This window comes from Bradyrhizobium manausense, assembly GCF_018129685.1.
Taxonomy (GTDB): Bacteria; Pseudomonadota; Alphaproteobacteria; order Rhizobiales; family Xanthobacteraceae; genus Bradyrhizobium; species Bradyrhizobium manausense_D.
The window spans coordinates 54,898-72,616 of the sequence record NZ_JAFCLG010000013.1 but is presented as its reverse complement, the minus strand read 5'-3'; the positions used below and the strand labels follow the sequence as shown (position 1 = coordinate 72,616).

The 17,719-nt window shown below is 57.9% G+C and carries 16 protein-coding genes; 6 read left to right on the top strand and 10 right to left on the bottom strand.

The window, feature by feature from the left end; all coding sequences use genetic code 11:
• Window positions 1-160: 160 nt before the first annotated feature.
• Both JQ621_RS25310 and JQ621_RS25305 read left to right on the top strand, forming a co-directional pair.
• The gene (locus tag JQ621_RS25310; protein WP_212237909.1) at window positions 161-3,619 is read left to right on the top strand and encodes a class I SAM-dependent DNA methyltransferase; all 3,459 of its coding nucleotides are present in this window, start codon (window positions 161-163) and stop codon (window positions 3,617-3,619) included.
• A gap of 149 nt (window positions 3,620-3,768) precedes the next feature.
• Window positions 3,769-4,212 carry a hypothetical protein gene (locus JQ621_RS25305; RefSeq protein WP_212237907.1) on the top strand — a complete coding sequence of 148 codons (444 nt, stop codon included), beginning with the start codon at window positions 3,769-3,771 and terminating at the stop codon, window positions 4,210-4,212.
• A gap of 324 nt (window positions 4,213-4,536) precedes the next feature.
• On the opposite strand, the gene JQ621_RS25300 is transcribed toward JQ621_RS25305, so the two are convergent.
• Genes JQ621_RS25300 through JQ621_RS25290 form a run of 3 tightly spaced genes read right to left on the bottom strand, consistent with a single transcriptional unit; the run spans window position 4,537 to window position 6,307 of the window.
• A complete protein-coding gene (locus JQ621_RS25300; protein ID WP_212237905.1) occupies window positions 4,537-5,304 on the bottom strand; it encodes an ImmA/IrrE family metallo-endopeptidase in 768 nt (255 codons plus the stop codon).
• On the bottom strand, window positions 5,301-5,738 hold the full coding sequence (locus JQ621_RS25295) for a hypothetical protein (protein ID WP_212237903.1): 438 nt from the start codon (window positions 5,736-5,738) through the stop codon (window positions 5,301-5,303). The genes JQ621_RS25300 and JQ621_RS25295 overlap by 4 nt, the downstream gene beginning before the upstream one ends.
• The gene (locus JQ621_RS25290; RefSeq protein WP_212237901.1) at window positions 5,735-6,307 is read right to left on the bottom strand and encodes an RNA polymerase subunit sigma-24; all 573 of its coding nucleotides are present in this window, start codon (window positions 6,305-6,307) and stop codon (window positions 5,735-5,737) included. The genes JQ621_RS25295 and JQ621_RS25290 overlap by 4 nt, the downstream gene beginning before the upstream one ends.
• A gap of 152 nt (window positions 6,308-6,459) precedes the next feature.
• On the opposite strand from JQ621_RS25290, the gene JQ621_RS25285 reads away from it, so the two are divergent.
• From JQ621_RS25285 to JQ621_RS25270, 4 genes are all read left to right on the top strand, one after another.
• Entirely contained in the window at window positions 6,460-6,744 is a 285-nt protein-coding gene (locus tag JQ621_RS25285; RefSeq protein WP_212237899.1) for a DUF3892 domain-containing protein, read from the top strand.
• Between the two features lie 45 nt (window positions 6,745-6,789).
• Entirely contained in the window at window positions 6,790-6,999 is a 210-nt protein-coding gene (locus JQ621_RS25280; protein WP_212237897.1) for a hypothetical protein, read from the top strand.
• A 121-nt stretch (window positions 7,000-7,120) separates the two neighbouring features.
• Window positions 7,121-8,248: an HNH endonuclease gene (locus JQ621_RS25275; protein ID WP_212237895.1), complete on the top strand. Its 1,128-nt coding sequence runs from the start codon at window positions 7,121-7,123 to the stop codon at window positions 8,246-8,248.
• Window positions 8,249-8,355: 107 nt separating this feature from the next.
• Window positions 8,356-8,727 carry a hypothetical protein gene (locus tag JQ621_RS25270; RefSeq protein ID WP_212237893.1) on the top strand — a complete coding sequence of 124 codons (372 nt, stop codon included), beginning with the start codon at window positions 8,356-8,358 and terminating at the stop codon, window positions 8,725-8,727.
• 29 nt (window positions 8,728-8,756) lie between these two features.
• Here the strand turns inward: JQ621_RS25270 and JQ621_RS25265 are convergent, their stop codons facing one another.
• From JQ621_RS25265 to repA, 7 genes are all read right to left on the bottom strand, one after another.
• Window positions 8,757-9,848: a relaxase/mobilization nuclease domain-containing protein gene (locus tag JQ621_RS25265; protein ID WP_249125559.1), complete on the bottom strand. Its 1,092-nt coding sequence runs from the start codon at window positions 9,846-9,848 to the stop codon at window positions 8,757-8,759.
• Complete coding sequence (locus tag JQ621_RS25260) at window positions 9,830-10,348, bottom strand: plasmid mobilization protein (protein ID WP_212237891.1); 519 nt, start codon at window positions 10,346-10,348, stop codon at window positions 9,830-9,832. The genes JQ621_RS25265 and JQ621_RS25260 overlap by 19 nt, the downstream gene beginning before the upstream one ends.
• Window positions 10,349-10,772: 424 nt before the next feature.
• On the bottom strand, window positions 10,773-11,753 hold the full coding sequence (locus tag JQ621_RS25255; protein WP_212237889.1) for a ParB/RepB/Spo0J family partition protein: 981 nt from the start codon (window positions 11,751-11,753) through the stop codon (window positions 10,773-10,775).
• Entirely contained in the window at window positions 11,737-12,507 is a 771-nt protein-coding gene (locus tag JQ621_RS25250; RefSeq protein ID WP_212237887.1) for a ParA family protein, read from the bottom strand. Before JQ621_RS25250 ends, JQ621_RS25255 begins: the two co-directional genes overlap by 17 nt.
• A 1,353-nt stretch (window positions 12,508-13,860) precedes the next feature.
• A complete protein-coding gene (repC, locus tag JQ621_RS25245; RefSeq protein WP_212237878.1) occupies window positions 13,861-15,093 on the bottom strand; it encodes a plasmid replication protein RepC in 1,233 nt (410 codons plus the stop codon).
• Between the two features lie 197 nt (window positions 15,094-15,290).
• Window positions 15,291-16,310, bottom strand: a complete 1,020-nt coding sequence (gene repB / locus JQ621_RS25240) for a plasmid partitioning protein RepB (RefSeq protein WP_212237876.1) — start codon at window positions 16,308-16,310, stop codon at window positions 15,291-15,293.
• Window positions 16,307-17,521 carry a plasmid partitioning protein RepA gene (gene repA, locus JQ621_RS25235; protein WP_212237875.1) on the bottom strand — a complete coding sequence of 405 codons (1,215 nt, stop codon included), beginning with the start codon at window positions 17,519-17,521 and terminating at the stop codon, window positions 16,307-16,309. Before repA ends, repB begins: the two co-directional genes overlap by 4 nt.
• Window positions 17,522-17,719: the final 198 nt, after the last annotated feature.

The following is a 17,719-nucleotide window of genomic DNA, read 5'->3' as shown; positions in this document are numbered from 1 at the left end:
TTATCTTGCTGTCCAGATACAGTCCAGCCACGCGGAGACGCCGCCGCGAAGCAATTCAGCGCTATTCGGCGCAATCATCGTGCAAGTTGCGGCTTTTCCTCGTAGAAGCTTAGCTCCCCAAGGTGGCCTTTTCTCGCACTGACCCAAGCTGGCAAAACGTATGGCTGAGACTGATCCGGTAGAAGCATTCATAGCTGAATGGCGCGACACAGGTGGCTCTGAACTCGCCAATACCCAGAGCTTTATAAACGGTCTGTGCGCCATACTCGGTGTGACGCCGCCGAAGGGTTCACGAAGCGATGACTCGGTGAATGACTACGTCTTCGAGCGACGCGTGTTCCAAAACAATGGCGATGGAACCGAGAGTTTCGGACGTGTTGATTGTTACAAGCGGGGCCACTTTGTCCTTGAGGCCAAGCAAGGCAGTGATGCCGACAGAGCTGCCGCTGCCAAGAACGAGGCGGACCTCGATCTCTTCGGACAGACAGCCAGTCAACGAGTCAAACGCGGTACGGCCCGCCGCGGCACCCCCGGTTGGGCAAAGGCGATGTTGCAGGCCAAAGGGCAAGCGGAACGATACGCAAAGGCGCTGCCCGTGGACCACGGCTGGCCGCCGTTCTTACTAATCGTCGACGTTGGATATTGTATCGAGGTCTACGCCGACTTTACGGGCAGCGGAAAAGCCTATGCCCAATTTCCCGACCGGATTGGCTTCCGGATTATGTTGGAGGATCTTCGAGATCCAAAGAGCGTCGCCCGGTTGCGCGCAATTTGGGAAGATCCCAGAAGCTTAAATCCCGCAGCCCAGGCGGCCAAAGCAACACGAGATATTGCGACTTTGCTGGCAACGGTCGCGCGACGGCTGGAAGCGCGTGGCCACTCCGCGGAAGAAACTTCCGCGTTCTTGATGCGGCTTCTTTTCACGATTTTTGCCGAAGATACCAACCTGATTCCAAAAGGCAGCTTCTCGGCTCTGCTCACCGGACAGCGCGGTCATCCGGAGACTCTGCACCATCAGCTTTCGGCGCTATGGCAGGCAATGGATACCGGAACATTTTCGCCAGCGCTTGGGACGATGATGCGCCGGTTCAATGGATATCTGTTCAAGGATCACGCTGCTATTCCAATAGATGGGGAGGAGCTGGAAGTTCTTATCCAAGCGGCATCGGCCGACTGGACGCTGGTTGAGCCTGCCATTTTTGGCACGCTGCTTGAGCGAGCGCTCGATCCGAAAGAACGCGCAAAACTCGGCGCTCATTACACACCACGCGCCTATGTCGAGCGTCTCGTCATGCCTGCTATTATCGAGCCACTACGTTCGGATTGGTCAGGTGTTCAGGCGGCGGCGGTAAATTTGCTCGAAGCGGGGGAGCAAGCCCGGGCACGTGAATATGTTGAGGCTTTTCACGGGAAGCTTGCCCGCACGAAAGTCTTGGACCCCGCCTGCGGCACCGGCAATTTCCTATACGTCGCAATGGCCCGCATGAAAGAGTTGGAGGCCGAAGTACTCGAGTTGCTTGTTGATCTAGGCGATCATCAGTATGTCGTGGAGATTAGCGGACATACACTCACGCCAGAAAATTTCTTGGGTATTGAAGTCAATCCTCGAGCTGCGGCAATTGCGCAACTGGTGTTGTGGATTGGCTACCTGCAATGGCATTTTCGCGTCGCTGGGAAAAACCAGATGCCTGCAGAGCCTATATTACGCGACATTCGCACAGTCGAATCGCGGGATGCTCTCATCACGTGGAGTGATCGCACGGAAGAGCGCGATGATACGGGAAACCCAATTACGATCTGGGACGGCAATGCAACCAAGGAGCACCCGATTTCAGGTAAGCTCGTGCCCGACGACAGCTTTCGGATTCCGGTCTATCGGTATGAAAACCCCAAAATAGCGAAATGGCCAACGGCTGATTTTATTGTTGGTAATCCACCGTTCATTGGAAATAAGCGCATGCGGGAGCGCCTCGGCGACGGCTATACCGATGCAGTGCGCCACGCATTTACCACCGTCCCCGAGACCGTCGATTTTGTTATGTATTGGTGGGAAATGGCGGCAGTCGCTGCGGCAAAAGGTACGACGCGAAGGTTCGGCTTCATTACGACCAACTCTATTACACAGCCCTTTAATCGCGTGGTTATTGAAACTGCAAAAACCAGGCTTCTTTTTGCAATTCCTGATCATCCGTGGGTTGACGGTGTCGATGGAGCTGCCGTCCGGATTGCTATGAGCGTCGGCGGAATGGAAAGCGGTATGGTCGTACTGGAGACCGTCACTGCCGAGAAAGAAATACCTAATGGTTACGGTGAGCGCGCGGTAACGCTTCAACACGAGATCGCAGAGACACTGAACTCCGATCTCTCGGTCGGCGTTGATGCCCAGAATACAGTTTCTCTCCAAGCAAACCGGGACATCGCTATTCAAGGCATGAATCCGCTTGGCTTGGGTTTTAGATTGAATGAAGAGCAACTGGCTGAGATGGAAATTAATCCGTTGAAGCCGCCACCAAACCTGAAACCGTATCTGATTGGACGCGACATTGTGCAGCGCCGCGAGAAGAAGTGGGTAATTGATTTTACGGGTATGACGGAGAAAGAAGCCGAGAAGGCCAATCCGAGCCTCTACCAGCACATTCTCACGAACGTGAAGCCCGAGCGCGACCAAAATAGAAGATCAGTGCGAAAAGAGAATTGGTGGCTCTTTGGTGAGAACGCCCCAACGTTGCGACGCGGCACGCAAGGACTGAAGCGGTTCATAGGAACCTGTCGAACGGCGAAGCATCGGATTTTTGTTTTCGTGCCGGCGGATTATATTGTTGACGCGAAGATTGTCGGAATTGCTCTCGACGACGCATTTCACCTGGCGCTGCTGACGAGCCGTATTCATCAGCTATGGGCTTTTCGTACTGGCGGTTGGCTTGGTGTCGGAAATGATTCAAACTACAATCATGCCGTCTGCTTCAATCGCTTTCCGTTTCCCTCGGATGTAGCGGAGTCGTTGAAAGCGCTTATCCGGGTTGAAGGCGAGAGTCTCGACGCATTACGAAAGAAAATACTAAAAGAGAACCCTGACCTCACGCTGACCAACCTTTACAACGTGCTTGAGAAGGTTCGTACAAACGTCAAACTAGAGGACGCTGAGCGCGAGGTCCATGATCGCGGCCTTGTTAGCTTGTTGCGAAAACATCACGATGAAATCGACAAATTAATCGCGGAAGCGTATGACTGGCCGCTGAGCCTTACAGAGGAAGAGGTGCTGACACGTCTGGTCATCCTTAATCGAGAGCGAGCAGCGGAAGAGGAGCGTGGAGTCGTGAAATGGCTTCGCCCGGAGCTTCAGGCGCCGGGGGAAATCGGAGTGCCGATGCCTACGTTCGATTTGGGAGAAATTGTGTTGGCGAAAACCTCTGCCGCCCTTACGCCCTGGCCCAAATCCCTTCCGGATCAGGTCACCGCCATTTCCAAGATTCTTGCAGCAGCGCCAAAACCGCTTTCCCCGCGAGACGTGGCGCGTATTTTTGACGGGAAGCGTGCCAGCACAATTGAGCCGGTTCTGAAGGCACTGACGGCGATTGGCCAAGCTAGGCAACTGGCCGACGGACGGTATGCCGCGTGAGCAGCCGTGGCAAAATTCTCACCTTGGATAATTCGTCGCTGCAATCACATTGCTTCCGAAAGCACTTCAGGCCTTCGCATCCAACGGCCAAAGCTCTGAGATATTGTGTGCGCGCGAAAACGCGCTGCTACCCGTAAGGGAAGAGAAGCATGTTCGACTATTTGCGGTTTAGATGGAAACTGTGGGGGACCGAACGGCAGAGGCGGGCCGCTGGGAAGGTGTATGAGAAGGACCTAGCCGCGGCCAAGGCTCGGAAGGCGTCAGCAGAAGAAATTGAGGAAGTATCATCGAGGGGGATGACGGATGACTACGAGCTGGACGATGAGGTCGTCCAGCTGCACACCGCATACCTTTTGGCTGAGGCCCGGCGGCTGATGCTTGCGGCGCCCGAGATTCGGGATGAGGAACGGTGGGGGTGCGGCATCGTGACTGGCCGGCGTCAATTGACGAAGAAGGGAATTGTAGAGATGCGTGCGGCGATCCGGGCTGAGAAAAAGGCGTCGCGCGAGGGATTGCTACTTTGGGTGCCCGGAATTACCGGTATCCTCGGGCTTGTTGTCGCTCTCGCCGCAATCGTCTTAGGTAGAAAGTAGCGCGGTGCATGGTCCGTGGTGCACCATGCATGATGCATGGTCAGTACCTTCGCAATGCGGCGCGGCGATCACGTTTCTTCTGAAAGCACCTCGTCAAGCCGTGCGACGAGGATACGCCGGCACCGGACGCTCGTTTCGTCGACATTGGCAGTTATTCTATGTTCGGATACCGGGACTGGCGTATGGGGATTTCAATGAAGCTGCCTCTGATGCCTATCTACACGGTATTTCCTGGCGACTACCGGACGCGCGCACAGACCATGGCAGACTTCGCAGGAAACAAAGAGTTCGAAGCCCAGCGTCTGAAAGACGGATCAGGAAAGATCATTCCTCTTCAAGCATTTCGGGATCGCTAATTAGAACAAGAGTTAGAATCTCGTCGGAGGCACTACGGATGGTCTGTTCGTGGACGATATATTTACTTGCATCACGCCGATCGAACCAAGCGTCCGCATCAATTTTGCGGGGCATAGGATCATCCGGCTTTTTGCCGTAAAGGACTCCGAACGCAAAGCTGTCTGCGTCGAGATCATCTCTCGGAAACCAACGCGACGGGACCTCAGGTCCACGCGCAAACCATTTGCGGCCTTCGAGGCCATGACAAACAAGGAAGGCGGGCGAATGGCCGCTTTCAACAAGACGGATGGCAGTCGCTGGCCGGCTCGTATGAAAGATGTCGGCAATGTCGTTGACAGTTTTGAAGTTCAATTTGGGATAGACGCGAGCGGCCGGGGCGAACAGATAGCGCGGCATAAGAAGATCGGCCGCATAGTTATTGGCGACGCGCTCGGGGGACATCTTGCCCTGCGGAGTGGATTCCTCAACGCGGCAGATGAGCGTCTGACCTTTATGATGGGTCCAATGACCAATTTCGTGGGCCAGTGAAAATCGTTTGCGCCGATCGGAGCAATCCTTGCCGATCGTTATAATCGCCGCATCGTCGCGGCCAATAATGCGCGCTTCACAGCCCTCAAGTTTGCGATAGCGAACGCGGGCACCGAGATGGAAGGCTATAGCTTCAAGGTCGATCTCGCTTGGCTGCGTGATCCCCAATTCCTGGAGCAGGCGCTCGGCCGGCGTTAGACGCGTCACGATTGATTGCCGCTTTCGTCGTCAGGCACAACGATTCCAAGTTCTTCGAGGTCCTGAAGCATTCCCAGCACATCGGCGTCCGACAACTCATTTTCGTTGCGAGCCGCGAGCGTGACCTTCACTTCGGGAGGACAGTTCGCCAAAGTGCGCTTAAGCCGAGCCCTGACATTTGTCATGCTGACGATCTTAGGATTCACTGGAGCCGCTTGATCGGCGGCAAGCCCGGCCTGGGCCGCGTGTAAGCGGTTTTTGTTGGCTTTGAGGACACTCTTCTCGAAAAGCATCCGCATCGCCCCTGCGTTTTTGGCGGGGTCGCCTTGGGCCTCGACAAACTCCGCAACGATCTCTTGATCCGACGCGGCCAACAGATCGTCGACAAGTACATCGGCCAGACGGGCGAGCGCCTCACGCCCCTTCTTGTCCGTGCCAGTCATGGCTTTTCCACCTTGGGAACATGTTTGTCGATCGTGCGGCGCATGAATCTCCTTTTGCTGGCGTAGCCCTTCTGGTCAAGGTCGGTGAGCGCGCGCAGCTCTTCGCCGTCGTAGCCAGCCAAGATGCCGTCGGCTAGGTCGCGTGCCTGATGGTCGGTGGGAAACAACCCGAGAATGGCCTGGCGCAGCGCCTCGTCGGTTTCGGCTGCTACCATGATCTCCTCCTGGCTGTCGGTCGAATCCTTTAAATCCACGGCGCCGTCAGACGCGGCCCCAGGCTGCACAACAGGAACCGTGTCGATTTGGTTCTCGAGCTTTCCGCCTTCCCCATTGGCGATGCTGCGCATCGCCTCGACGAGGAATCTTACGATATCGACATCCGCCGGACATTGTCGGGTGCCGACCAGCGCCCGGCAAAATGCTTCCTGAAGGAGGTCCTCTGCTGAAAGATCATAAACCCAGGCGAAGTAGCCGGACGCTTTTCGCAGCCGAATCCATTGCGCATCCATCAGGGCGCGGATCGCGGTGGCGATCTCGTCGCGCGAGCGAACGGATACGTCTGCTTTCAATAGGGCTCCCCCTTCATCCTCCTATGCGGGGCCGAAGACTGAGCTCAGACATTTTGGCGAAAAAAAGATTTCGCCCGGATGTCCGCGTAACGGTCCAACGTCCGCATAGGGAATTGAGCACAGTTTCGTGCCCGTTTCTGAAAGGAGCCATTATGGCCGAAGTCCAGGTGACTTGTATTACAAAACCGGATCCCCAAAGCCCCCATGAACACATAACCCACCTCGGTAACCCGAAGGCGGGATGGACATGGCCTCGCGAGCGGGTGGTCCAAAGCATCGACGCGAAGAGCAATACCTTCTTCGTGGTCGATCCCAGGACCGGGAAGCGGGCGAACATTGGCGTCGTGCGGGCGGCTGGGCATGACCCATACCTTCGCACCTATGCTGATGGCGTTTGGAACGACAATTTGCTGTCGCTCAATCAGTGCCCCTTGTGAAACCGGGCCGGGCATAGCTCGGCCCAATTTTACCGGAGAACAAGAATGTCGAAGAAATGCCACCCTGGCCTCGATAATCGTTGCCGGGACAACAATGGCGAGATTCGTCACAAGAACGGCGCGACCCGCGTCGACACGTTGCGGGAAACTTACGGCGATGGATTTGCTTCTGGCATGCGCGGCGACATGAAGCTCGACACTCTTCTGGACCGGACGGGATCGCGGTCCCTTACTCAACTCTTGAAAAAGCGTTGAGTGCGGTTAGATCGAACCCAACGTGTTCCACTCGGAAGGGACAAGAGACGTAGTAGCGTTGCTGTCCAGAAGGACGCCGGAACCTGTTTGAAATACAGCCAGAACTGGGCGAGGATAGGAAATGAGCTTCGCAAATCATTGCGTTCGTTGCGACGGCGTGATCAACGACACTAACGATTCCGAAGAACATGTGCTTCCTAACTCCGTTGGAGGACATCTCAAGACGCGCAGATTTATTTGCGTTCGCTGCAACAATGAGACGGGTCAAACCTGGGACAAAGAACTCTCGGAACAGCTCAATTTTTTCTGCCAATTTTTCGGAATAATCCGCGAGCGTGGCGAAGCACCTCCCCAGCGCATCAAAACGACGGCTGGCGAAGATTTCCTCATGCAGGCAGGTGGCGGATATAAGCTGCAAAAGCCAGTTTATCGGGAAGTTCCGGTCGAAAACGGTAAGCAGATTCAGATCCAAGCCCGCTCGATGAGCGAGGCTGCCGCAATGCTCCGAGGGGCGGCACGAAAATATCCACAGATCGATGCAAATGCTGAACTCGCGAAAGCTTCGACGTCATACACTTATCCTACTGGCGTGTTTCACCATAACCCGACCCTTGGCGGTGAGATAGCGGGCCGTTCGATTGTTAAGACAGTAACCGCTTTTGCCCATCACGTCGGCATACCGAGCAACGAATGTGATCTGGCTATCGCTTATCTTCGAAACGAAGCGTCGCTGCCGCCCTTCGGGTTCTTCTATGAATGTGATTTGGTCGACGGCCGGCCATCCGAGGTCCCTATCCACTGCGTTGCCATATCAGGGCGTCCTGATGCGGGCCTTCTGCTTGGCTATGTCGAGTATTTCGGCCTCCACCGGATCGTCGTCTGTCTTTCTCAATCGTATAGCGGTCCGGTCATCGAGCAATCTTACGGACTAAATCCTTTGACGGGACAAGCGGTTTCCGTGCGAGTTGGGCTGCCATTCTCTGTCGAAGATTTGCAAGCGATCTATGACTACAAGAAAATTCCCGAGGGTTCGATTGAACGCGCCTTTGCCGAGGTCGTGCCCGCAGCATTGAAACGGAGTTTTGAGCAAGAAAAAACTCGTGCGATCGCTTACGCGACCAAATACGCCTTCGAGAATTGTGGCGCGAAAAAAGGTGAAATGCTCACGGAAGATCAAAAGGCGCGACTGCCGCCGCTAGTGGTTGAAGGCCTGATGCCGTTCATTCAGCGTTTCGCTGCGCGCGCATAACCTGCTCAAGCGTTTCAACGCATCGCCGTTGCCTACTCGGCGTTAAACCTTCGTTTGTTTCTAAGTGGCATCTAGTGGCTCGAACATTCTATTGGGAGAGAAAGCCATTGAGCGACCAAGCCGATCTTGAAAGGAAAACCGTCGAGGCGCTGCGGCAATATCGCAAGGCCCTCGCCACGGTTGAGAGCCAGCAAGAAGCGGAAGCTTCAGCACAGCGAGCGCTGACGGGGATGCTGCCCGATCTTGAACGCGCAATCCTCGAAGACTGTGCACCAGTCAAAGATAATCTGTTTCAAACCGGCCTGACGGCGGTCTCGCGATCGAACGAAGCGTGGGACGCCTTGCGCACGGCCACGACGACATTGGAGGTAGCCCGCCAGACCCTGGTCGCCCTGGAGCAGCAACTGGGATATATTCCAGGTGTATCGAAGGTTGCGGCATATTCCAGGGCCATCCGGCATAGCCCCAATAGTGGCTAACCGATTTCAGGCCCCAGACCCGCGGTTGGCTACTTGCTGCGTTCGTTGCCTCGCGCATCACCGCGCTGGTCGGCATCGACGCCCTGCTCCGCGCCGCGACGCCGGCTATCGGCGAGCTCCGAAAGCTCCTTCTTCAACACATGCCGGCGGGTTTCAACCGCGGGCATGTCCTTGACGAACTGACGGATCTGTCGCGCGAGCGCGCCATCGCGCGCCGTCCCAGAGCGCTGCAGCTCAGCCGCGTAGTCGAGATATCGCTGTCGGATCGCGTCCTGACGTGATCGGATTCGAGCCTCCCATGGTCGTTCGGTCGTCTTGCCGCTCCTCACCTCGCCGAGAACCTCCTCCCGCGCCAGCCGATCGACCTCGGGCGCAATCTTTCGCTTCCGCAAGGCCAGCACCGCCCCACGGTCGGCTTTTCGAATTCGTCCCCGGGTTCGTCGCGGTGTTGCCTCCGCCGCGATCCCACGAAGCCGAAGCTCTCCGGCAAACCGTTCGCGCCAGGCCTGAAGGTCTGCCTTACGTGGGTTGAGACGCCGCCCGTCATGGCCCAACGATTGAACGGTCAGATGGACGTGGGGGTGTTTGTCGTCGAGGTGCTGGACGAAGACGTAGTCGTGATTGTACCCGAAGGTTTCGATCGCAAACGCCCGCGCCGAATCCTTGACGGCAACCGCATCAGTTCCCGCCGGCATAGACAGGATGATGTTGATCGAAAGCGACCCATCGCGGCGGCGCTTGTCGTCGAGAACAGCATCATCCTCCCATCGTTGCTGCAGATCCTTCAATCCGGACCGCCCCGTCATCGCCGCACCCTGCTCTGTTTCGGCGTCGAGTTCGCCGTTGCGGGTAATGTAGGCGAGGTGCGATTTGAGATGCGCCACGCCCTTGGTGCGGCCGGTGATCTTGACCATCACCTCCGGCACTCGGCTCACGATGCGTTCGAGCTTTGCACGCATCGCCGGCGTGAGACGCCGGGGAACGGCCGGATCGGGAGTATCCCATTCCGCGCGCCGCGGACGCCGATTGGGCGTCTCCCACACATACGAGATCGGCGGCAGTTCGGCGAGCAGGTCAGCCTGCTGCGGCGAGCGACGCCGGCTCAACGTCGCGTCTCCCAATAATCCGCGTTGCCATCGAGTGCACCACGCAATTGCGCGAGCGCCAAGTCGATCGCGGATTTGGCATCGCGGATTGCGGAAAGATCAGGCTCAACCACCCTGCCCTGCAGCACGCTGATATTTGCGGCGCGCGCGATCTGGTTGATGTTACCACCGATCCGGTTGAGCTCGCGGACAATGGCGCGAAGCGCGGCATGCTCTTCGAGTGAATGCTGCACCGGTGATCGCAATCGCGAGCGTACGAGGGCTACAATCCAGCCGGTTCGCGTCATACCGCGCTGCCCTGCGATGTCCGCGAGCTGCCGCATCTCGCTTTCCCGAAATCGTACGGTGATTTTCTGCGGCCTGCCCGCCGGCAACGGCGCAATCCGCGCCGGCGATGCATTCAGCACATCGGCGATGAGGCGACGCAACAAGGCGGACTTGCCGCCTTCGGAAGCCGCAACAGCCGACAAGCGCGCGGCGACCTCGTCGGGAATCCGAAGCGAGATCAGCGCCATCCGCTCCAATCCCAATCGCGATGTAATACATCGCTGGCGCGAAGCCTATCCTGCACTAGAAAACGCTGAGACCACCCCCTCCGTGTTGGTTTGAACCAACATTCTGCGAGTTTGAAGCCGTCCATACCCAGCCCGCAAAATGCCAAATGCTCAACAGCTGTCAGTGCGAACTGTCCGGTGCCACTCGCTTGCAGGGTGAGAGCTGCCGTCAGAGAATCACCAGCACAGCGGTACACGAGCTGACCAGTCGGCTCCGAGGCTGTGGACCGCGACGTTTCAGCAGCCTGCGGCCTCACTACGGCGCTATGGGAAGCGCGTTCGGCCTTCGGCTGTTGCGCTGACGCGCCACCCTTCGGGTGGAAACGTCGCTGCACCGCTACCCGCCGCGAGACTTCGTTCCTCCAACAGGAATACAAGAAGACTCTCATGGCGAAAGGATCTCCTCGATCGTGAGCGCCGACGCCGCCACTTCTTCCGCCTCGTGGGAACCATCGAACACCACGACGCCATGACGGCTGCCTTGCGACGCGCTACGATCGATCAGAAGGCGACCGGCCCGATGCTGGTGCCGTACCAGGATCGTCAGGCATGCAGACCGTGATGGTGCGACACGAGGTTTCGCTGGCAGATCATCGGTTGGTGCATCTGCGCTCTCGCTTGGCGCACGCCACAGCGACGCTCTCGTCGCGAGATCACTCCTTTCCGATAATGCGGATTCGGCAGAGGGCTCACTCTGAGCATCGGTACGGTTGGAATCGGCGCGAACCTCCCGGACCAGCTCACGCGCCTGCGCATCGGTAAAACTCTCGCGCGCGGCGCAAAGCCTTTCGATCGCTGCCGGATGGGTGCGCCAAGCCTGGAAGAGTTCATAGAGTGCGCGGATCGACGAGCTCTCAAGCCTCGCCCGAAGAAATTCTGGCATGCATTGAACCGAGGCGAACCGCGACACCCAGTCTCTTGGCTTGCCGAGTTTGCGCGAGATTTCGGCCTGGGTGTCGCCGGCGTCCAGACGGCCCGCGACGAACGCGGCGATCTCGGGTGCACGCAAATCGTCGCGCTGGATGTTCTCGATCATCTGCGCGTATCGATCCGGCTCGCTGCCCTCCTTCAAAAATGCCGGGATTTCCCGTAATCCGGCACGCTGCGCGGCGCGATACCGGCGCGCACCCATGACGATAACGTATCGGCCCTCCTGGTTGGACCGGCGAACTAGGATGGGTTGCAGCACGCCATGTTCGCTAATGGTCGCCGAAAGTTCATCGAGCTCCTGCTCGCTGAAGACACGGCGCGGTTGATCTGGGTCTTCGTCAATGCGGTCGATCGCGATGCGAAGCGGGGACCCGGCGCCGCCGCTTCCCTTTTCAGCGACGTCGGCGAGATCTTTGAAACTAAGATCGAGCGTCATCAGTCATCTCCTCGTCAAGCCGTTCGGCGATCTTGCCGAGAACAGCGCGGATTTCCCGGCCGGCCTCCTGAGCCGAGCGGCGCTTGAGACTCCACACCGGGACTCGTTCCGCTACAGCTTCGGCATAGCCGTCGCGAGCCACAATCTGGCCCGGGAAGACATACTTGCCGGCTTCGCGCAACAACTGCTCCAGATGGGTTCGTTGGCGCGGCGATTTGGTGTTAAAGTTTGATGGCAACAGGCCGAGGAAGGTCATGCCCTCGCGGCCGTAACGCTGTTGCACCCCGATCACGGTCTGCAGCAGGCCTTTGACGCCCTTCACCGAATAGTCCTCAAGGTAGATGGGTGCCAACACGTGCGAGGCCGCAACCAGGCATGCCACGCTGCGAAGTCCAAGCGACGGCGGTGTGTCGATGACGCAAATGTCGAACAGTTCGGCAGCAGCGGCAAGATTCTGCTGAAGGGTCATCACTGCAGCGGCACTGCCGCGATCAACGTCGGTCAACGAGCTGTCTGCTGGCGCCAACGTTATGCCACCGTCGCCGCTGGCGACGATCCGCGCCGCCGGCTGGAATAGACCGGCCGCCGATGTCGTTCCCACGTGACGTTTGAGCGTGTCGGTCGCATTGCCTTGCGCGTCGGCATCGATCATCAAAACCCGCCGGCCAGACTCCGCCATGAACCAGGCCAGATGAACAGCAAGGGTCGTCTTGCCGACGCCCCCCTTCTGATTGTTGATGACAATGATATTCATTCAGGAGCCTGCGGAGAAAGCCGATACGCTTGCGCCATCATTATTTCTCCGCCCACGAGTCAGATTGCGCGTTTGCCGACGCGGCAGCCTCGAAAGACTTCTTGGGCCTGTCGTACTGGCGTGTTGGTTTAAACCAACACTCCACTGCAACGTCACGCGACGCGGACAATGTCGAAGATCGAGCGGAAGATCATCCTGTCGGAAGAGTCAGGGCGCTCACTCCAAATAGGATGGAGCGGAGGCGTCGGGCCTAAACATGGGCGAGTGCCAGGAAACGCTCAAAGATCATGGCACGCGGCATCGCCACGGAAGACAGGGCCGTTTCGCGCCCGTAAAAGCACGGGAGCATTAACCTGCATCGCGCGCATCAAGCTTAATGAGCGACTTTGGTTGCGGATGCGCAAAGACCGGGTAGGTTGAAAACACCGGACATTTCCCGGACCAAATTAGAAAAGCCGTCGGCCGAATATACTCCGGCCGGCGGTTTGCTTTGAAGGGTTGCGATGAAAAAGCCGTCCGTGAAAGACCAATCCAAGAAGCCGACTGAGATTAGATGTCCGGCATGCGGTGGTACTGGATTTGCCCCGGTCACGCAGCAAGTCCAGCCCGGCCGAAAAATCTCTCCCGCACCATGTGAGAAATGCAATCGGAAGGGACGGATAGCAGCGAACTGAGACGCCGAATGCGCGCTGAGCCGAGGAGCGCGATCTGCTAGATAGTTAGCATCAATTGCGATGGCCGATTGCCAGGGCCGCGACGCATCACCCCTGCGGTGGCACGCTGGACGAGTGACCTGTGCCTGCCACGTTTGAGCACATCACGGGGCCGCAAGGACCCTTACAAGGGTTGGGGCCCGCAGTATCCGATGCGCGTTTAAGCGGGTGTTGGGACTGATCTTCTCACCAGTCGACGATTTCGAAAAACATGCCGCGTCGAGGCATCTCAGCCTCAAGGTTGGCCGCATGTTCCCCCCAAATCCCGGCGTCTCCCGAGTCCTAAACCGCGGTTTCTCACCCGCTGCTTTCCGGGCGTCATCCGACACAAGCGCGCCACGGATGGTTTCGTACATCATGGTGAGGCTGTCGTTCGTGAAGACGCCTAATCATCGGCATCCACCGTCGAGTGGCCAGCACCATCATCGAGGCAAGAGATCGCGGTCATTCGGCATCTTCTTCCATCAACTCGACGACAAAGACCAACGCCGAGACGCAAGCTGGCCGTCACGGTCGGACGCGCCGGTCTCGACGTCGAACGTGGGCGTCACAGCGATCGGCTCGATCGGGTCTGGTCGCGCACGGTGAAGCGCCGCACCGGGCGGTCTCGATCGCGCGTGGACCCGGGCTCCCCATCGCGTCAGGCCCGCTTCTTTTCGCGCAGGCGCGAATTGATCTGCGCCATCAGGATAGGACCGAGGGAAAATTCGCCGGCCTGCGCCTTTCGCGTCAACCCGCGCAGGTAACCGCCGGCCGAATTGATCGCCGCGCCGCGCTGCAGGATACACGCGACGACGATCGCGGCCTGCACCTCGCCCATGACGGTTTGCGCCTCCTCCCAGGCGCTGGGGCTGATCCCCAACATCGATCGCACGACCGCCGCGGTCGCCAGAAAATCCCGCCAATTCGAAATGCCGCCCTTGGCGTAATCGACAATGCTGGGGCATCCGTCCAGCACCATTCCCAACGGATACGACCCCTCGGCAACCCGCGACGGTCGAGAGCTTGGTTCAGCCCTCGCCGCCCGGCTTTCTTGGAAGCTCGGTTCAAGATCAATTAAGGGATCTGGGTTTGAATTCTGTATGTGGCGCTCAGACTGGGACTCATTGGCGCTCGGATTCTTGGATTTAATGTGGGCTTCCAGAAGATTAAGCACATCGTCGGCCAGCTGCGATAGCTCGTCGGCAATCGGCTCGAGCTGCTCCCGTGTGGCGGTCCTCGGAATCTGGGCCAGCATCGCCCTGAAGGCGGCGTGGACCTCTTGCCAATCGGCCGGCCCCTGCCCTCCTCTGCGCGTCGGGACGCCTTCCTCGATGCCGGTGGCAATCATCTTGGCGATGTCGCGCCGGCAAAGCGTGATGCGCTCGCGCACAAGCCTGAGCGCGCGCGCCTCTGCTTCGATGTCGGCCGCCAGGTGCTCGAACTCCTCTGACCGCACGACGAGCGGTGACAGATCGAAGCCGAAGGCAAGCGCAATCTCGCCGGCGCTGTCCTTCCGCGCGTAGCGCTTGCCGTTTGGGCTATCGCGCCGGATGATCAACCCGGCGTCGACCAGAACGGCCAGGTGGCGGCGTAAGGTCGAAGCGGGCATGCCGTGCGCGCGCAGCGTGAGCTTGTCGTTGGACGGAAAGACGATCAGGTCGTCCTCCCCTGTCAGTGCCGTCTCCGGATGGAAGGTCAGAAGCGCGTTCAACACCGAAAGCGAGCGCTCGGACACCCCGAGGCGCGGCCGCGCCGTACAGATGGCGTGAAAGATGTTCCATTTGTGCACGACCTTTTCAGGGGGTCGCGCCGTAGCTCCCATTTGGCTTGCCACGTGGGCAAGCGTCAGCGATCGCCGCCCAAAGGGCGTCGTTGGAGAGTGTGACTGCATGTCCTTGCCTCAGTTGGGCAAAGAAAATCTGCTCACCGAAACGGCGATAAAATCGCGTCGAGTCTCTTGACTGTGATTCGCGAAAGTGATTCTCTGTCAGTCGCCAAACTTGAAGAGAAGGCTTCCGGAACTCCGTTTCGGGGGCCTTTTTTCTTTTTCCGTGACTGCTCCTGGTTCGAGTTTAGAGGATGAGGCGCTCAGGCCTCGGTGGTTTCCTGGCCCTCGCCCGTCTTGGAAAAAGCGTCGAACAGGGCCGGGAGTTGGTCGACAAGAAATGCAGCGAATGTCGTCGAGACATTCTTGTCGATGGTGAGCTTCAATTCGCGCTCGGCGTGACGCACGCGCGCAATCCTATCGCCGGATGCGGAAAAGACCGGCTTCTCCTCCGACGGCTTCGATGTCCCCGCACGAGATGGGCGGCTGGCTGCTGAAAATGCGGCAAGAAATCGCGCGTCGGTTTCGCGCTCTGCAAATTTCGCTTCAGCGATCACCGCTCTGACACGTTTGAGCGCAGCGGCATCCTTGATCAGTTCTGCAAACGACTGCCAACGGCCGCGGCCAACCTTCGAAGCCTTCCCGATTGCGTGAATAACGTCGGTCGGAACCGATCGGGCGACCGCAAGAAGCTTTGATGCCTCGGCTCTGTCGATCGACAACGCATCTTGTACGACTGACCGGCTATGTCCCGCATCTTCGATATGCATTGCGAAGGTAGCGCGTTCAATGAAGCTCAAATCTTCGCGTGGTGCGTTCTCGAGTCCTTGCGCCACGACAAGGGCTTCATCTGACAGCGATCGCAGGATTGCTTTGACGGGAATGCCTAATTCGCGCGTGGCGCGGACTCGTCGGTGGCCATAGGCGCTCTGGTAGCGCCCTTTTATTTCAGGATGCTCCCGAATGAGAATAGGCACCTCTTGGCCACGCTGTGCGATCGACTGTTTAAGCGCCTCGAACGAGCTATCGTCATGGTCGCGGAACCGGTCGGCCAGCGGTGACGGATCGATAAGCAAAGGGTCGATTTGAGCTATTACAGCACCGGATGCGATTCTTTCGCGAAGATCCTCGTTTTCTCTCTCGACCTCGGAAAACGAATCTTTCAACGAGCGGACCGAACCCGACGAGACCCGCGGCAAGGCAGCTGGCGCGTTGTCAGCTGACAACGGGTTCGATTGTGGGGCCGTGAAAAGGCTCTTGATGGTGTCAGTGCGCTTGTTCATCGACCCCACACCTTCTTTAGAAGTTGCGACACTTCGGCATTGACGGCGTCAACTGATTCCAGCGCCCGATCGTAAGTGCCTCGTCCCACGGAGCCGCGCTCTAGCTCATAAAGCGATTGCTTGGTGAGACCGGCATTGGCAATTGCGGTCGATTTCCACACCGTGGCCTGTAGTACATCCGATCCAAACAGGTTCCGAAGGAGGGCTACAATTTGAGCTTCGGGCACGTCATTTGGATCGTGTCGCGTAATGACGTAACGAATGAAATCATGGGCCAGTCGGCCGCCAGCTTCCTCGATAACGGACATAAGATCCGAGGTCATCAGTAGGAACTGGCTCATAGACGCGACATCGACCATTTGCGGATGGATCGTGACGAGCATCGCCGTTGCAGCGTTCAATGCCCCCATCGTCAAGTAACCAAGTTGAGGCGGGCAGTCGATGACAACGACGTCATAGTCATCGGCAACCTGATCGATGGCACTGGCGACGCGGCGGAAGAACAGATCATGGCCGCGTTCGCGCCGCTCGATCATTGCGCGAGGCGTATGGTGCTCAAATTCCATGAGCTCTAGGTTGCCGGGAACAAGCCCTATTCCATCAAAATAGGTCGGCCGGACAACTTCACGCATCGGGCGGCGATGTTCGTCATACCGAATTGCACCGTACAGTGTTCCGTTCTCAGCGATGTCGAATTCGGGCTGATAGCCGAACATTGCGGACAGCGAAGCTTGCGGATCGAGGTCGATCGCGAGGACCCGAAAACCCGCAAGGGCGAGATATTGCGAGAGGTACAGTGCCGTTGTCGTCTTGGCGGAGCCGCCCTTGAAGTTCGCGACGGTGATGATTTGAAGTTTGTCGCCGGAGCGGCGGCGCGGGAGAAACTCTAGGGCTTCTCGCGGGCGCGCAGTCGCGAGGTATCCACGTAACTCATTAATCTGAGCTAGGGTGTAAGATCGGCGCCCGCCGTGACCAGTTGTTGGAGTTGGTCCGAGGCCATCCAGCGAGAGTTGTCGGAGATAGCCATCGGATACGCCGGCGATACGCGCAACTTCACCTGACGTGAAAGATCGAAGCCCTTTGCTCGCCGAAGGGGGAAAAAGCGTCGTGGCAAGCGAGCGAAGTTGGCCAGAAAGAATGCCGGCATGGCGGGTGACACGTGCGGACGCGGTTTCGTCCTTGGTGACTTGCTGTTCCGCTAAGTGTACCATTCGCTCTCTCAAGACGGTTTCTCAGCGTCAGACGCTTTCTTTCCGTTTTGAGAGAAGGCCACGATTCTCCGATTTGAGCAAGAATTAAAGGGTTAATGAATTCCTAACGCCGAATCAGTGCCTGCATGCAGCTTCCACGCGAATGTTGTCCGCTGACAACATCAGCGGACGGACTAACGTCAACGATCATGTTGTCAG